Below are 16,300 nucleotides of genomic sequence, written 5' to 3'. Positions count from 1 at the left end.
CAGCTCGCCTCCGTTCGGGAATATCGGAAAAGAAGAAGATCAGATCATCATCCTCCCCTTCTCGCAGGCTCAGCGTGAAACGAATCTGATGAACCTTGCAATCCAGCTTTGGGCGACCGCGCTTTGAACCCATGCTTAGTTTTTTCGATTGTGGTTCTGAAATAACGATAGTTTCCATAAACCCCTCGCAATCGATTGAACAGGATCATCCGCCAGGATGCCTTTACCGTTGAAGAAATAAGGCAATGAGTTCTTGAGTAGGATCGCCCCACCGCCTACCAGGATGACAGCTGTGAAACGCCGCCAGGCTTTGCCCCACCGCTTTTCAATCTCTCCAGTGACCTCACGCTCCCAGATTGGTAGTGCTTGCGAAATGTCGAGCTTATTGGCACGCAAGAGCGTATCCAATTCGCCCAGGGAGTAAAGCTGTTGACCGTTGACCAGCTCCAAAAGCCGGCGTACACCAGTGGTTGAAGAACCCGTAAAGCGTTGAACCGGAACTTTTTCGCGCACAACCAGTAATTCAGTGGTGTTCATGCCGATGGATACAACCCCGACCTCCTGGGTGTATGCGCTGCGTCGCTCAGGTACGACCTTGCCTTCATCATCCAGCACATAATCAAACAGTGCACCAGCCGGCTGAGATGTAACCCGAACCTCAGCCACATTCAGGTGGTATTCCTGGTCATTGGCTTTCCAGATGTGATCTGCCTTCATCCAACGCTGAATACTCTCCACCGTGGTTCGTGCTTCCTCTCCGGAGAGGGTATCCAATGGCAAACCACAGGTGATACTGACCGGCTGAGAAATATCCCCCGATCGCAGGATCAAGCGGGTGAATGCCCCATTGAAAAGTGCCAGCATTTCCGGTGAACCGGCAAAACGATCCATACTCAGGTTCTCAACGGGCCGTCCGCTGTCGTGTGCACCGCTATCGACAAAAAACGTGCTTCCCGACGGCAAAGCGATCCGCAGCGGCAGGCGGGAACTGCCCAATCCCAGCATGCGCCCTACCAGAGGACCATTATTAACCGCGACCTGAGAGATCAATTGAATGCTCTGCTGTTTCCCGTGCAGCTTGAGCGCTCCCATTCCCAGATCGAGTCCAAAATTCATTGTTTCTGTCATGCAATCTCCTTTATTCTACATGATACAAGCTAACTTGGAGCAAATTGAGGTAAAAAAATCAACCTCATCGGTTGAATTTATTGTAACATATTACTCCAAGTTAATCAATAACATGTAGTAATTATTCGGGGGATTACTTTTTATATGGCCGGCCCGAATCATCAAATGCCCATTTGCCCTGACCACTGTTTTGGCGATAGACTCTGGCGCAGTAAGCCACATCCGCTTCATCCAACAGTGTCTTTCGACCCTCTTTGCCCAATTGGTGGATCAGCCCTCGCTGCATCCAGCGCGTGAGTGTGGAAGTGTTGAGCTTGTATTTCCGACCGGCTTCACTGATGCTGATCGGAACGCCTTTCAAGCCGGCATTGAGCTGATACTCAGGTAAGGCTTCCTTGGGCAGTAGATTATTCACGCTGATTTGACTGATACCAATATCCCCATCGGTCATCACGGCTGCCTGAAGTTTTCCCTCATCGGCCAGTTGGTAAATAGAATCCAAATCCATCCCAAGCTGTTTGGCGGCTTGCTCGGGGGTGATGTAATATTCCAATCGGGATTGATCGAGTTTCACGGACTGCTCACAGAATTCGATTTACTACAAGTTAATCATACAGTGAAAGTGAAGGATCGTCCAGCATTGAAAGTGATCCCCAAAATTTTCTTTACTTGTTATCAAAATACTCGTATAATGATAACAATAATTTCCTTATTATCACTTGTGAGAAGATAGCATGAACCCTGAAGATTTCCAGGAAAACACAAGCGGCCATTTAATCTCAATCCCCGAGGGGGGATTTGCCTATGTACCTAATCCCCTTCCACCGAGGAATCTAACCTGGGATTCCGGGTTGATCGAGGTGCTCTCGCTTGCTGACCGCGCTTTAGGGGAATTGGCTGGTATAGGCAGATCATTACCCAATCCACATTTATTGGTGCGACCTTTCCTCAGACGTGAGGCCGTTCTTTCTTCCCGGATTGAAGGTACGCAGGCATCGCTTGCGGATGTGCTGGCATATGAAGCAATCCAATTGCCGCTTTTTGACGCCCCGGATGATGTGAGAGAAGTACATAATTATGTACGCGCTTTGGAATATGGCCTCGAGCGGATGAGCAGCTTACCCGTAAGTTTACGTCTGATCCGTGAATTGCACGGTATCCTTCTGGAAGGGGTGCGTGGGGAACAGTTCCGAGCGGGTGAATTCAGACAAGGCCAGAATTTTATTGGTCCTCCAGGGAGCAGCCTTGCCACTGCCACTTATGTTCCGCCCCCACCCAAAGAAATGATGGAGGCATTGCAACAATTGGAGTTGTACATCAATGAGTCATCCAATCTTCCTCCACTGATCCGTTTGGGCTTAATTCATTATCAATTTGAAGCCATCCATCCTTTTCCGGATGGTAATGGACGATTGGGCCGGCTGTTGATTTCTATACTGTTGTGCGCTTGGAATTTGCTGCCTCAGCCTTTATTATATTTGAGCGCTTTTTTTGAAACCAACCGGCCTGATTATTATGCCAATCTGCGTGGCGTTTCTGAAAAAGGGAATTGGAATTCTTGGTTGAGCTTTTTCTTAAATGGTGTTTCCTCTCAAGCAATCGATGCGGCAGCGCGTGTTAAGCGTATCAACGATCTGAGAGAGAATTATCGCCAGCGCTTCCAGCAAGGGCGCTCTGCAGCTCGTTTACTCCAGGTTGTGGATCTTCTTTTTGCCCGGCCACTTATTTCTGTACGCACGGTTGAAGAGGAGCTTGCCTTGCCTTATCCAACTGCTGAACGTTATATTGATGAATTGGTAAAGCAGGGGATTCTAGAGGGCACTGGCAAGGCGCGTAATCGAGTTTTTAGAGCGAATGAGATTTTACAGGTAATTGAAAAGAGTGTCTAAAGCTAACAAAATGCCAAGCTGACCTATAATAAATGGAGTAAATATTTCTATAGTCTCCGACAATACCAAACATTATGACATATAACGAAGAAGACACAAAACTACATCTCATAACACCCACTTTACAAAAGGTCGGTTGGGTTGGACCACGAATCACCATGGAATATCCAATCACTGCTGGTCAGATCGTCCTCCAGGGTGATGGACATCAGAAACTTCAACCTCAAAAAGCCGACTACCTGCTTCGGTATGGTGAGGCACTTCCCATTGCAGTTGTAGAAGCTAAAGATGAGGATCATGCGATTGGTGCCGGTTTGCAACAGGCAATGGGCTACGCAGAGAAACTTGGTCTATTGTTTGCTTATTCCTCCAATGGGCATGGTTTTGAGGAATGGGATTTCACCTCGAATACACAGCGCTCTCTAGGAGTAGATGAGTTTCCTACCCCCGATGAACTATGGAAAAAATTATGTGACTACCGAATTCTCGATGCAAATCGACCGGTAAATCCACTCTTGCAGCCGTATTGGCGGGACCCAACGGGAAAGAAGATGATGCGCTACTACCAGGAAGTAGCGGTAAATCGCACTGTTGAATCAATTCTAAAAGGTCAAAACCGGATTTTATTAAATCTTGCTACTGGAACAGGAAAAACCTTCATTGCCTTCCAGATTGTGTGGAAATTATTTAAATCTGGTTACTTTGCGAATAAACGTGTCTTGTTTGTGGCTGACCGGGTAGTATTAAGAAGTCAAGCTTATAACACTTTTGAACCCTTTAAAGAGGGAACAGGCGATCCACGCGCAGAGATCAATGGTGGTAATGATATCCTCAAAGGTCGCCAAATTTATTTTGGAATTTACCAGGGTCTTTATGCTTCCACACCAGAAGGGTTACGGGCATTTGAGCAATTTCCAAATGATTACTTTGACCTGATCATTATTGATGAATGCCATCGCAGCGGTTTTGGAACATGGAATGAAATATTAAAACATTTTCCAAATGCAATACAGTTGGGTATGACAGCAACCCCAAAACGCACGGACAATATTGATACATTTCAATATTTTGGAGAACCTCTCTTCACCTATTCGTTGGGACAGGGAATTGATGATGGTTTTCTAGCTAATTACAAAATTCATAAAGCAAAAACCGATCTGGATATCGAAGGATTGACTCTCGAAAAGGTCATTAAGGAAGGCGCTACGGTTGAAATTCCGCCAGATGCAGCCCCAAAGGACCATTATTCCACACCAGATTTCGAACGCCAGATCACGATGCCGGATCGCGTTCGCCTTCATTGCGAGCATTTGACAAAATTGCTACGAATTTATGGCCGAATGGAGAAAACCATAGTTTTCTGTGTCAGCCAGGAGCACGCATTAGAAGTCAGGGATACCTTGAATCGGCTCAATCGTGATCTGAATGTTTCAAATTATTCTGTGCGCATTGTTTCTGAAGAATCAGATGCCCAAGCCCTTTTAGAAAAATTTCAGGCGGTTGAAAAGCCAACGCCAGTGATTGCTACGACAGTAGATTTATTAAGCACTGGAGTTGATGCCCCCAGCGTGCGCAACATTGTTTTTTTCAAAACAATTACATCACCAACAGTTTTCAAGCAAATTATTGGCCGCGGTAGCCGATTGTGTGAAGACACCGATAAATATTGGTTCCGAATTATTGATTATACCGGTGCAACTGATTTGTTCGACGATTGGGATAAACCGACCCCACCACCCACTGGTGGCGCAACAACTACCGGCCCGCGAGTCTGCTGGTTGGGGGGAAAGGTGGTTTCTGAAGACACCGGCACCGCAATACCCGATGCAGTAATCACAGTCCAATTGGGGCCGAATGAGATAATGCAACAGCGGACAGGCTCGGATGGGCAATTTTTATTTTCGGAATTGCCGGCAGGCGAGGTGGTTGTAACTGCATCAGCTTATGGGCACAAGAAAATCCAAACGACGATAACCATTGCTCAGGGTACTCCCTCCATATTACCAATTCAACTCAAACCCAGCCAACCCCCTAAGGAAAAAATGATCCGGGTCAGCGGATTAGAAGTTCACATCGTGGATGAGAAATATGAGGAACGGGACGCCCAAGGCAACCTGGTTTCTCCGCAGGATTACCTGAAGAAAGTTCGCAAAGAGATCATCCAGGTTTGTTCCTCATTAATGGAATTACGAAGCCGCTGGTGTGATCCAGAGAGACGAAAAGCATTGCTACATCAGCTAGAAGAGCATCAAATTGCGCTTGATGTATTAACCGAAATTCTCAAGCGACCGGATGTGGATAGTTATGATCTTTTGGCGCATATTGCTTTTGATGAGAATATGCACAGCCGAGAGGAGCGGGCGGTTGCCTTGTTCAACCTTAACCAGCAATTTTTTGAAACATACAATGAAAATGCCCGGCGGATCTTGCACACCTTGATTGAACGCTACATCCAGGGTGGATTGGATGAAATTTTAGACCCTGAGGTCTTCAAATTACCTCCAATCCGGCGCGAGGTAGGCCAGGTAGCTCCATTATTTGGCGGTATGCGGCAGTTTGTGCAGGCGCGCAACACATTAATTCAAAGACTTTATCAGTAAACCCCAGGAGAATTCATGCCAAACGACTTAGATGCACAATTCTGGCGAGCTTGCGATATCCTTCGCCGGGATGACAATACGCAGAGTTTATTAGATTATGTAGAGCAGATTTCATGGTTGCTCTTTCTGAAATCGCACGAGGATCAGGAAGATACCCGTGCGGATGAAGCTGAATACGCAGGTCAACCTTACGAGCGGGTGATTGATGGCTTTTATCGCTGGTCTGTTTGGACTGGTGGACGAATTGAGCAGGCACGCTCCTTATCGTTGGAAGCTCAATCCGCCTTACGAACTTTACAAAAAAACCTTGTTGCCCTGGAAAGCTCGACGAAGAAAGATCCCCAAGAAATCAAGAACGCTCACCTGGCTCTTGAATCCGGGGAGCAAAAGGTACAAATAGCTTCTGAACGGGTTGAAACTGAGCAGCAATTGCAGCGCGATGCACTCAAGCCCTTAATTGAGAGCAGCGATGAGGAAGACCGTCACATGGCAGAAGCGATCCTGGGCGGCTTAACTGGAAAAACTTTGATCCGTTACCTGACCGATTATCTTTTTCCTCATTTGAGAGAATTATCCGGAACGGAAGAAAAAGCAGTCATCCGGCAGATCTTTGAAGAAGCCCCATCAAAAATGGTGAAGGATGGTTTTATCCTGCGAGATGCCATTGCTGTGGTTGATACAATCGATTTTCACGCAGTTGAAAATATTCATACCCTCTCACATCTTTACGAAAGCTTGTTGGTACGAATGGGACGCGAAGGCGGTATGTCTGGAGAATTCTATACACCCCGCCCAATTATCCAATTTATGGTTGAGATGGTAGACCCCAAAATTGGTGAAACGGTCTATGACCCTGCCTGCGGATCAGCCGGCTTTCTGGTGGAAGCCTATGCTCACATGTTGGCCAATCAAGTTTCATTGACGAGCGATTTTCATAAACTACGCGATGCCACCTTCTTCGGGCAGGAGAAAAAACCGCTGCCTTACCTGCTGGGTGTAATGAACAGCGTTTTGCATGAAATCCCCGTCCCCCACATCGTCCGGAAAAATACGCTCAGTGACGATATTCGCAAGTATAGCGAAAAGGAACGTTACCATGTAATTTTGACCAATCCGCCCTTTGGCGGTACCGAAAATATCGAATCGGTCAAAGCAAATTTTCCTTATCCATCTTCAGCCACCTCGATTCTGTTCGTACAGCACATTATGCACCGCCTGCGCCGCGATGGTCGAGTGGGGATGGTGATCGATGAAGGGGTGCTGTTCAAATCCAGTGAGCGTGCTTATGTGGATACCAAGAAAGAGCTGCTGGAAGAATACAACCTGTATGCAATTGTTTCACTGCCAGCAGGTGTATTTGCCAATGTGGTTTCCAGTGGCACGGGGCCCAAAACGGATTTATTATTCTTCGACCATTTGGGTCCAACCAAACAGATCTGGTACTACGAGGTCAGTACAGTGGGCTTCAGCCTGACCAAAACACAGAAACCGATCTCTGAAAACAATTTGCCGGACTGCCTGGAAATGTGGCGGTCATACCAGGCATGGTTGAAAGCACCTGCGGAGGAACGTTCAGCCGAACCACCCCAGAATGAACGCTGTTGGATCGTTCCGGTGGAAGAGATTGTAAAGAAAAATTACGACCTGAGCGCTGCCAACCCTAAGCGCAAGAACGGTTTCGCCCACCGCCCACCGGAGGAGTTGATCGCGGATATTGCTGATAAACAGGCGAGGATTTCAGAATTGATTGGAGAAATTCAGGAACTGCTGGCAGGAGAGGATAATCATGCCTAAGCAGTGGCCGCAAGTGGCTCTAGGAGAAATTCTTACAGAAAGAAATGAGACACCGGATCCGGCATTAGTTCGGGCGGGAGACATTCCTATTATCAGTAAAATCCGTTTTTCTGATGGAGGGATTGAACTTCGAACTGATTCGGACACGAACACGAAAATGATTCTGATCCATCCGGGTGATCTTGTTCTTTCTGGCATCAATGCAATGAAAGGTGCTATTGCAATTTACGATCCCGGGTCATCTCAAAAGGTGGCAGCGACAATTCACTATGCAGCTTACCAAGTCAATAAAGAAAAAGCGGATATTCGCTATCTTTGGTGGTTGCTGCGCAGCCAATATTTTCAGGATATTCTTTCACAGCAAGTACCGCAAGGAATCAAAACTGAACTTAAGGCAAAACGTTTATTACCAGTTTTGATTCCTTTACCATCAATTTCCGAGCAACATCGAATTGTTAATCTAATTACACAAATGGCACAGAAAGTCCTTTGTGTACTCGAACTTCAGGAGAAAGCATATCTTGAGACTAGTAAATTAGTACGTGCTAAATCTATGAACATATTTGAACAATTGCTAGCTCAATATTCATCAATTTCAGTAGATCAAGTCATTTCCTTTCGAAACGATTTACTTCGACCTTCGGATAAGAAATCTGGTAAGGCAGTCTTTATTGGGCTTCAACACATAGAATCTGAAACAGGTCTTCGTTCAGGTGAAGAATTAGTAAATATTGAGACCTTAAACGGTAGAAAATTCCGTTTTTATCCTGGAGACGTCATTTATGGTTATCTGAGACCATACCTAAATAAAGTTTGGATTGCAGATCGAGAAGGTTTATGTTCTGTTGACCAATACGTTTTGATACCAAAACTTAATATCATTGATACTGAGTTTTTAGCAATATTTTTGAGAAGCCCTGTATTTGTGGAACAAGCCATTAATTTAACTCATTCATTAATGTTGCCTAGGTTACGATCTGGCTTATTTGGGAAAATTGAAATTCCAATTCCGCCAATAGATATTCAGAAGCAAATTGTAAAACAACTCAATGAGTTCAAAATTAGGCTAGATCAATGTAGTAATTTGCAAAAGAAGTGCATATACGAGACCCATGCATTGCTGTATGCATATGTAGACAAAATTCATAAGGGGAAGTATTTGTAATGGATTTACCTTTAGGTATTGATCGTTCAGACGATAATATCAAAAACCTTGATGGGCTTATTCAGCAAATCACCCTTCAGAAATCTTGTGCATTTATTGGTGCAGGATTATCCCATGATGCTGGGTATCCACTATTTGCTGAAGCAATTAGCCGACTAAAAACATCAGCAGAGGCAATCATCGGGCATGATATTGATTTACCCGCTGATGAGAATTGGGATCAAATTGAATTCCTAAGGAATTTAATGGGGGAAGAAAATTATAGAACTGAGTTAATAAGAATCTTTGGCCCCAATGGAAAACTTGATTATTTGCCGGTTCATCAATTGATAAGTTCAATTCCGTTCTTATCATGGATAACAACCAATTTCGATTATTGTCTTGAAAACGCAGCAATGAATATCTCAAAGCAAGTAACGGTTCAATATTATCCAGAACTCGATATAACAAGATTGCGAGATTGCCATATCTTTCATATACATGGTGTGATTAGGCCAACAAATCCAGAGGGATTGATCGGATCAATCGTTTTCTCAAACAGAGATTACGAATTGGCATATCAAATGAACACAGGTTTACCAAGGTTTCTCGCAAGTTTATCTGAATTTTGCACGCTAGTGTTCATAGGTTATAGCTTGGGAGATTCCGATTTAATTAAGGTTATTCGTGCTACGCAATTGGAATTAGAGCGACGTGGAAACAATGAGGTTCAAGTAGGTCTTGGAAAACGAATACAACCTAAGCACTACATCATCATGCATCAAGAAGCACAGGTAAACGCAGACGCGATTCGAGAATTAGGATTGTTTCCAATATGCTATTGTGGTGACAAGGACCGGCATTCAGTACTACAGAAACTTTTATCTTATATACGGATGCGGACTACTGAGATTCGTTACCCTGAACCAGTTGTATATAGGGAAATGTTCGAGGATGGATTCCATGGATAACACTTTCTATGAGCAGGCTAAGTTACTTGATGGTTGTAAATTTGAGGACAATCCATCATCAGATCAGGTTAAACTGGTCTTAACGCTTATCCGCGAAGATAAATATGCGAGATATTTTTTTGCTGGTCTGGAAAATCCGATTTGGATCCCATTACTATTTAATGACAGCTATTTTTATAATCCCCCGGATCCAATTGAAGTCAATCCAGGTTCATTTCAACTGCCCAGTTGGCCGGCGGGGGAATATCTTGCTCGCTTTGCTAGCCAGTATGAAGAAATTGTTGCATCTGTTGTACAGTCTACCCGAACTGAGAATTGGCGGGTGCAAGAAATCCTGGTGGATGCAATGTTGAAAATCTCGCCAGCAAAAACTGCAGAGCTTATTTTTGCTGTTGACAATTGGTTAAGTGGCCGCTTTTCAGATATGTTGCCCAATAAGCTAAATTCCTTAACTGATTACATGTCGGAAAATGGATTGGTCGATGCCGCAATCCAAATATTGGAGTACGTGATTACACCAGTTTTGCCACCAATTCAGAGTGAGTATTCTAAATATCGCTCAGCAGTTCGTTTTCGTTCTGATCATTACTGGGTCAATGAGTACTGCGAGAAACAATTGTCGAAATTGATCCAGCTCAAGCCAGTCAATGTTGTCTTAGCATTTGATCGTCAGATCAAGAATACAATTGAGTTGACCAAACAAGTAAATCCAGAGGATACTGAGCTTCAGGTTGGCTATTATTGGCGAATGGACATCCCTAATCGTTTATCTGATCGGGGCGATGCGGATGCACTGGATATCTTGATTGATGGACTTCGGGATGGTTTAGCAGAGGTATGCAAACAAAATATCGAAGAAGGTAAAACGTTTCTCGCAGTTTATCTCAATAGTGAGCACATCATTTTCAAGCGGATTGCTTTATACACCTTGCGTACGTTTGGGAAAAATTATCCTGATCTCATATATCAAGCATTATTACAACGGGATTCCCTAGAAAACAATAAATATACCAAAGAGTATTGTGGTCTTCTGAGAGATCAATTTATTAATGCTTCCGAGTTTGTTAGATCGCAGGTAATCTCATGGATTCTCTCAGGCCCAACGGACATTGACTCACGAGCTAAAAATTATGCGCAATGGCAAAACCGGGAAGCGACAGATGAGGATCGGCGTGAGATTCGAGAAGATTGGGAATTGTTTCACCTAGAAATTATCCGAAATTTCCTTACTGGGGATGCTCTTTCCCGCCTCAATAAATTAACTGCCTTGCACGGTAAGCCAGATATCACAGAACGGCCAGCAATCGTTACAACCTCATGGGGTGGATCTCCAAGTCCTTTATCCGTTGAAGAACTATCCCAAAAATCATTTGAAGAGATAAAACAATATTTCCTGACCTATGTTCCGGAGGATTTATTTCTAAACCCAAGAGAAAGTCTGGCACAAACTTTTCAAAAGCTGGTAAGCGAGGATCCAGCGAAGTTCAACATTTTTGCTTCATATTTAGCTGACCCTGCAATTCGATTTGTTTATGTGTATCATTACTTGTCAGGTGTTCGTGAAGGCATAAAGAACAAGGGTGGCAAACTAACCAATGAAATCCTTAGCCTTTGTGAATATATCATGACACAAAAAGATGGTCCTTTTGTGGGATCGTCAGGTGATCATGAACCAGGGCTATTTGCTGCACAAATGGAAGTAGCACATTTACTCGGAGAAGCCCTTCATTCAGATGACCCTTACCTCACAAGAGACCAACTGGATCGGATCCGCGCTTTATTGATTAAACTTGTACATCATTCTGATCCCGAATCAGACGCAGATAGCAAAACCAGTTTCGATCCGTTCACGCATTCGTTGAATTGCATACGCGGCGAGGCTATGCATGGAATTCTCCATTACTCGCTTTACCTGAGCCGTCAGCATGATAAACTTTCTGGGGAAAAAAGTAAAGAAGGGCATCTTGAACCCGAAATACAACAAATACTCGATGAAAAGTTAGACATAACAGCTGACCCAAGTTTAGCAGTTCATTCTGTTTATGGTGCTTTCGTTCCTCAGTTGTATTTCCTTTCGCATGAATGGCTTGAGAATAATCTACTCAAGATTTTCCCTGAAGATGAGGACAAGGATGCTTTTTGGAAAGCTGCTTGGGATGCATATATTTTTGCCTCCAATGTGTATAGAGACGTATTCAAACTTTTAATCCCTCAATACCAACGTGGACTAAGGTTATTGAGCCAACCTCAAGATGAAGAAAAACACTTTGGTGGGTCTCCATATGAACGTCTGGCCCAGCACATCATGTTTGCATATTTGGCAGGATTAACTGATTTTGGCCATGAAAATAAATTACTGGACCTGTTTTTTGAAAATGCTCCAGATTCAATTCGAGCTCAAGGAGTATTTTGGTTAAGTCAGGTACTTGGAAACGATAAGCCGACATTCGATGATATTCTTTGGAAAAAGTGTTGGACGCTTTGGCAAAAACGCTTAGAATTTGCTGAAACTCAGGAAGTCAACCGCAATACACAAGAGATTTCTGATTATCTGCGATGGCTTGCAAACAGCCCAGTGGATTTGGAATTTCTTTTTCCAACGCTTCAAAAATCAGTCAAATATCTTCATGATGGATTTGATACCCGACAATTGATCGAATATGCTTCAAAACAATGTGGTCAATTTCCACTCTTCGCAGTCACGCTTTTACAAATGGCTATTCTCGCTGCAAAAGAAGTCTGGTGGATGCCGAAGGATGAAGACGAAGAACAAATACTTCGGGCAGCGATGGCCAGTAAATTTGAAGAAGCCAGGAAAATTGCTGTCGGCATTATAAATTATCGAGGCGAGCACGGAGATTTTCATTGGAAATATCTTCTGGGTGAGAATTAACATAAATTTGGGTAATAGATGCTCACACCCCATCACACACAATTCTCCCTTTAAACTCTACAGGAACGACCAGGCAAGAACACACTGCCAGGTCGTTCCTCTGCTAAACCCGGTAGAGAAAAATGTAAATCTCCAAATATAATTAAAGGATGACTCCCGACAACACACTTACCATCACCCAAAATACATGGATCATTTCCGACACCCATTTCTTTCATGAGAACATTGGAAGATACTGTAATCGCCCCGAAAACTGGCAGGAACTGACCATCAAAAACTGGAACGATTTGATTACTCCCGATGAAACTGTCCTGCACCTGGGTGATTTTGCATTGGGAAAGAAAGTCAATTTCGAGCTGTTGACCGGTATATTGAATGGAAGGTTGTTTTTAATCCAAGGTAACCACGATCGGTTGAGCCAGTCTTTTTGTGAAGCCCATGGCTTGATCCTGATTAAAAATTCATTACTGGTTGAATTAGAAAATCAAATGAAGCTGATCTTTTCACACCATCCGATTGTTCCTTTGGAAGATGGATGGATCAACCTACATGGTCATATTCATAATGTTCCACCTCCTCCTGAGGGTTCCAATTTGGGACCCAACCATATCAATATGAGCGTTGAGGTCAGGGAGTATCGTCCCTGGCGGTTGGGTGATATTCTCAAAACCAGCTGGGACCATCCAACAGAGAACGATGTGTCACTCCGTTGACCCGTTCCCCCTTAAGACTCTAGGGGATCGAAGTGGCAAGAACGAAGTGCCACACCGTTCCCCGCTGTATTGGAGAGTTTTTTCGCATAAAAAAATGCGGGCGATTTGTTTGTGCACAAAAATAGTCAATTTCCATCCGCGTGATCGATAATTTATATTCAAAACAATGCAGATATTTAGCCATTGCCCTCGGAGAAAGTGACCAATTCCATACTTTTCTTCTTCAGTTGATATTTCCTACCTCACCATCAGAAAGAACACCTTGGAAACCTTCCTGTTCGTTCAACGTCTGCGGCAGGGTTTGCGTCAACGTCTGCGGCGTGTCAGCAAGGCGTCTGCGTCACGTCAGCATGGCCGCAGACGGTGTTAATCGCCGGATGTAACAAAAGGTCATTTTCGTGAAAGGCAACAAATTTGAGTTTTGTCAGCTTTTATACAAATGACGCAAATAAAGAAATCCGGATTATGATAATTGAGATTTCTTTATCAACAGATCCGATTAGTTTAGGCGAATTAGTTCTTGCGAGCATTGATCATCTAGACCAAAAAAAACCAAAGGATATGGAATGGAAGGAAGTAAATTGCTTCAATTTGAAGATTGGGAGTCTGGAAAAAAATAAAGCCCCGGATTTCCTGGCTGATGCCGAGGAATTGGACCCCGGCTACTAGGTTGCCCGGCTCCGCATGTTGCGGGGTTTAACTCAGGCTCAACTTGCTGATATGGTTGGCGCACGGCAGCCTTCCATCGCCAGACTGGAAAATGGCACCAGCGCCCCTAGTTTATCCTTCCTTACCAAGATCGCTGAGGCGTTAGGCGCAAAGATTGAATTTAAGTTAATTCCCGAAACAAAATGACCTTATTTGGGTTTTGTTGCCTGGAAGTGTGCCGGGTAAGACTTATTATGTGTAAACCTGGTTATAATCAATCCAACAGTACCCACCACGCCTCTGCAATGCAAGCGCACCGAGGTGGGTCATTTTTTTATAAAACCCAAATGTCAACAGTGATGTCCTTCGAATTCTATGGCATTACGTGTGATCAGACGGTTGGTGTAAAATAAAAAGGGGTAGTAAAAATTCTCATTATGGAAATAACCAAAAAAGGTGCCCACCTTCACAGTTGTCACTCAAAATAATATAAAGGATTACTTATGATGATGAAGCCTCATAATAAACTTATAACCGTTTTGCTGACCATAATCCTTACAGCCTGTAGCACTCCCTCAGCGGCAACAACCCCATCAATCCCGGTTGCGACGTCGATGCCCGTCGTCGTAACATTTGCTGATCCAGTGCTGGAAGCTATGATACGCGGCGCAATGGGCAAAACTGAAGGCGAAATCACCCTCGCGGAAGCCCAGGGCGTCACCCGCATGGATCTCACCGACTCTTTGCAGCGACAGATCTCCAAATTCACCCCGATCAACAACCTAAGCGGCCTTGAAGCCTTCACCAACCTCGAAAGCCTCGATCTGTCTCAAAACGCCGTGACCGACATCTCCCCTCTGGCCGGGCTCACCAAACTAACCGCCTTATCCCTGGCTGGCAATCCCGTCACGGATGTCGCACCTCTGGCCAAATTAACCAACCTTAAGCTCTTGATCCTTTCCAACTGCCAGGCGCAAGATTACAGCGCTCTCTCCAACCTGATCAATTTGCAAGTGCTGTGGCTCGACAATTCAACCATTTCAGATGTTTCCCCGCTGGCTTCGTTGACGAACCTTCAAGCCCTTTACCTCGACAAAAGCAGCGTTGAAGACTTTTCATCCCTCGAAAACATCTACACCACTCTCGCCAACAAAGATTTCATCATTCCATACACACTTAAAGATCTCGGGTTCAACCTGGATCCCAACAATCACGAAGCTTACTTCGATATCGAGCTAGCCAATTTCACCGTTACCCATGACCAGTGGGGGCCGCCATCCAGGGAAGACAACCAGAATATCATCCGCATGGACCTGTACCTGAATGATGAATACAAAACCTTCATTGGTTATTATGATGTGCACAAAGTTTACGTCTGCCAGATGTATAAGGAAGGTCAGCCGCCCGTGAACTACCTCTACTTCATCGACACTGGCGAATTTTCCATCAAAGGGGAAGACCGGGTGAACGCAGAACAGATGATCCGTGCCGCCATGGACGTGCTTGAAGGCGAGGATCCGCTGTTTGCGCCAATCCGCTTTTTTGATGAAACCATTAAAAACACCTTCCACATGACCCCCGCAAAACTCTTCACCTTGCCCTATGAGCCGCCGTCTCTCCAGAATCTGGGCTTTTTCCCGGTACAGGAGGAAGCGGTCTATCGGTATGAGTATAAAAGCGGAAATGATGTGAACATCCAGGTGCACCGCCCCGAATGGGGAGAGCAGAATTTCGATGTTCAATTTTTCACTGAGCTCAGTGATGAATATCGCATTGTAGTCAATTATCACCTGTCAGATAGAAGTATTACTTTTAGTGCTGACGATCTCGCACAGGGTGGTGCGAGCTTCACCTATTATCAAGAGACCGGTGAGTTCGTCGACGAATGGTGTAGTTACCCTGATCTGACCGTGGAGCAATACTTCAACAAAGCCTTCAACGATCCCGCCATCCAAAACGTTTATGAGCATTCCCTGGAACTGGCGGAGCAATACTTCGTCGATACCTTCGGCATGACCGCCTGGGAATTGTATACGCTCCCGACTGGCGAATAAGGAGTAAAGGGTGTCGCCGAGACATGTCAGACGAGATGACATTAGGTCAAGTACAAATGGGTAATCTTGAAAATTGATGACTCTTGTTCGGCTTAATTTCTATCTTTCGAGTTCAAACAAACCTGGTTTTTGGGATTATGGTAAATAACTAAAGTTTCCTAAATCGTCAAATTGTGAAAAAATTGACGATTTAGGAAATGATTTATTTTATGATAACTGACACACATCCATTTTATGCAACGATAGACCTTTTGTGACAACGAAAATCTTGAATAATCTTAACAAATTGCATATGAACGATAGAACGAAAAGGTCGTGATTTTTGGACGTTCGTTCACTAATTCACAACCATCGTCCTCCGGGTCGCGAAAAAACTACTACTTGACCCTGTCATAAAAAGTCGCTATCATACGTCTAATAACTCGTAACCAAAGATCCTCCGGCCTCTTCAGAAGAGCGTCCCTCA

At 44.4% G+C, this 16,300-nt stretch carries 12 protein-coding genes; 10 read left to right on the top strand and 2 right to left on the bottom strand.

What is annotated here, in order from left to right; all coding sequences use genetic code 11:
- Positions 1-135 precede the first annotated feature (135 nt).
- Positions 136-1,128, bottom strand: coding sequence for a ParM/StbA family protein (locus NC238_14125; GenBank protein MCM1567043.1), 993 nt, complete (start codon positions 1,126-1,128; stop codon positions 136-138).
- Positions 1,129-1,261: 133 nt separating this feature from the next.
- Positions 1,262-1,702: a hypothetical protein gene (locus NC238_14120; protein MCM1567042.1), complete on the bottom strand. Its 441-nt coding sequence runs from the start codon at positions 1,700-1,702 to the stop codon at positions 1,262-1,264.
- A gap of 160 nt (positions 1,703-1,862) precedes the next feature.
- Here NC238_14120 and NC238_14115 point away from each other — a divergent pair, with 160 nt between their 5' ends.
- From NC238_14115 to NC238_14070, 10 genes are all read left to right on the top strand, one after another.
- On the top strand, positions 1,863-3,017 hold the full coding sequence (locus tag NC238_14115; protein ID MCM1567041.1) for a Fic family protein: 1,155 nt from the start codon (positions 1,863-1,865) through the stop codon (positions 3,015-3,017).
- 158 nt (positions 3,018-3,175) lie between these two features.
- Positions 3,176-5,617, top strand: coding sequence for a DEAD/DEAH box helicase family protein (locus NC238_14110; protein ID MCM1567040.1), 2,442 nt, complete (start codon positions 3,176-3,178; stop codon positions 5,615-5,617).
- 15 nt (positions 5,618-5,632) lie between these two features.
- On the top strand, positions 5,633-7,411 hold the full coding sequence (locus NC238_14105) for a type I restriction-modification system subunit M (GenBank protein MCM1567039.1): 1,779 nt from the start codon (positions 5,633-5,635) through the stop codon (positions 7,409-7,411).
- The gene (locus NC238_14100; protein MCM1567038.1) at positions 7,404-8,576 is read left to right on the top strand and encodes a restriction endonuclease subunit S; all 1,173 of its coding nucleotides are present in this window, start codon (positions 7,404-7,406) and stop codon (positions 8,574-8,576) included. The genes NC238_14105 and NC238_14100 overlap by 8 nt, the downstream gene beginning before the upstream one ends.
- Positions 8,576-9,526 (top strand): SIR2 family protein, encoded by a 951-nt coding sequence (locus NC238_14095; GenBank protein MCM1567037.1) that lies wholly within the window; start codon positions 8,576-8,578, stop codon positions 9,524-9,526. Before NC238_14100 ends, NC238_14095 begins: the two co-directional genes overlap by 1 nt.
- Positions 9,519-12,419 carry a hypothetical protein gene (locus NC238_14090; GenBank protein ID MCM1567036.1) on the top strand — a complete coding sequence of 967 codons (2,901 nt, stop codon included), beginning with the start codon at positions 9,519-9,521 and terminating at the stop codon, positions 12,417-12,419. Before NC238_14095 ends, NC238_14090 begins: the two co-directional genes overlap by 8 nt.
- A 149-nt stretch (positions 12,420-12,568) precedes the next feature.
- Entirely contained in the window at positions 12,569-13,132 is a 564-nt protein-coding gene (locus NC238_14085) for a hypothetical protein (GenBank protein ID MCM1567035.1), read from the top strand.
- A gap of 465 nt (positions 13,133-13,597) precedes the next feature.
- Positions 13,598-13,801, top strand: coding sequence for a hypothetical protein (locus tag NC238_14080; protein ID MCM1567034.1), 204 nt, complete (start codon positions 13,598-13,600; stop codon positions 13,799-13,801).
- 15 nt (positions 13,802-13,816) lie between these two features.
- On the top strand, positions 13,817-13,987 hold the full coding sequence (locus NC238_14075) for a helix-turn-helix transcriptional regulator (GenBank protein MCM1567033.1): 171 nt from the start codon (positions 13,817-13,819) through the stop codon (positions 13,985-13,987).
- Between the two features lie 407 nt (positions 13,988-14,394).
- Positions 14,395-15,834 carry a leucine-rich repeat domain-containing protein gene (locus tag NC238_14070; GenBank protein MCM1567032.1) on the top strand — a complete coding sequence of 480 codons (1,440 nt, stop codon included), beginning with the start codon at positions 14,395-14,397 and terminating at the stop codon, positions 15,832-15,834.
- The last annotated feature ends 466 nt before the right edge of the window (positions 15,835-16,300 follow it).

The sequence above is a fragment of the Dehalobacter sp. genome (assembly GCA_023667845.1).
In the GTDB taxonomy this organism is placed as follows: Bacteria; Bacillota; Desulfitobacteriia; order Desulfitobacteriales; family Syntrophobotulaceae; genus Dehalobacter.
This window is presented reverse-complemented; position numbering and strand designations above follow the sequence as displayed.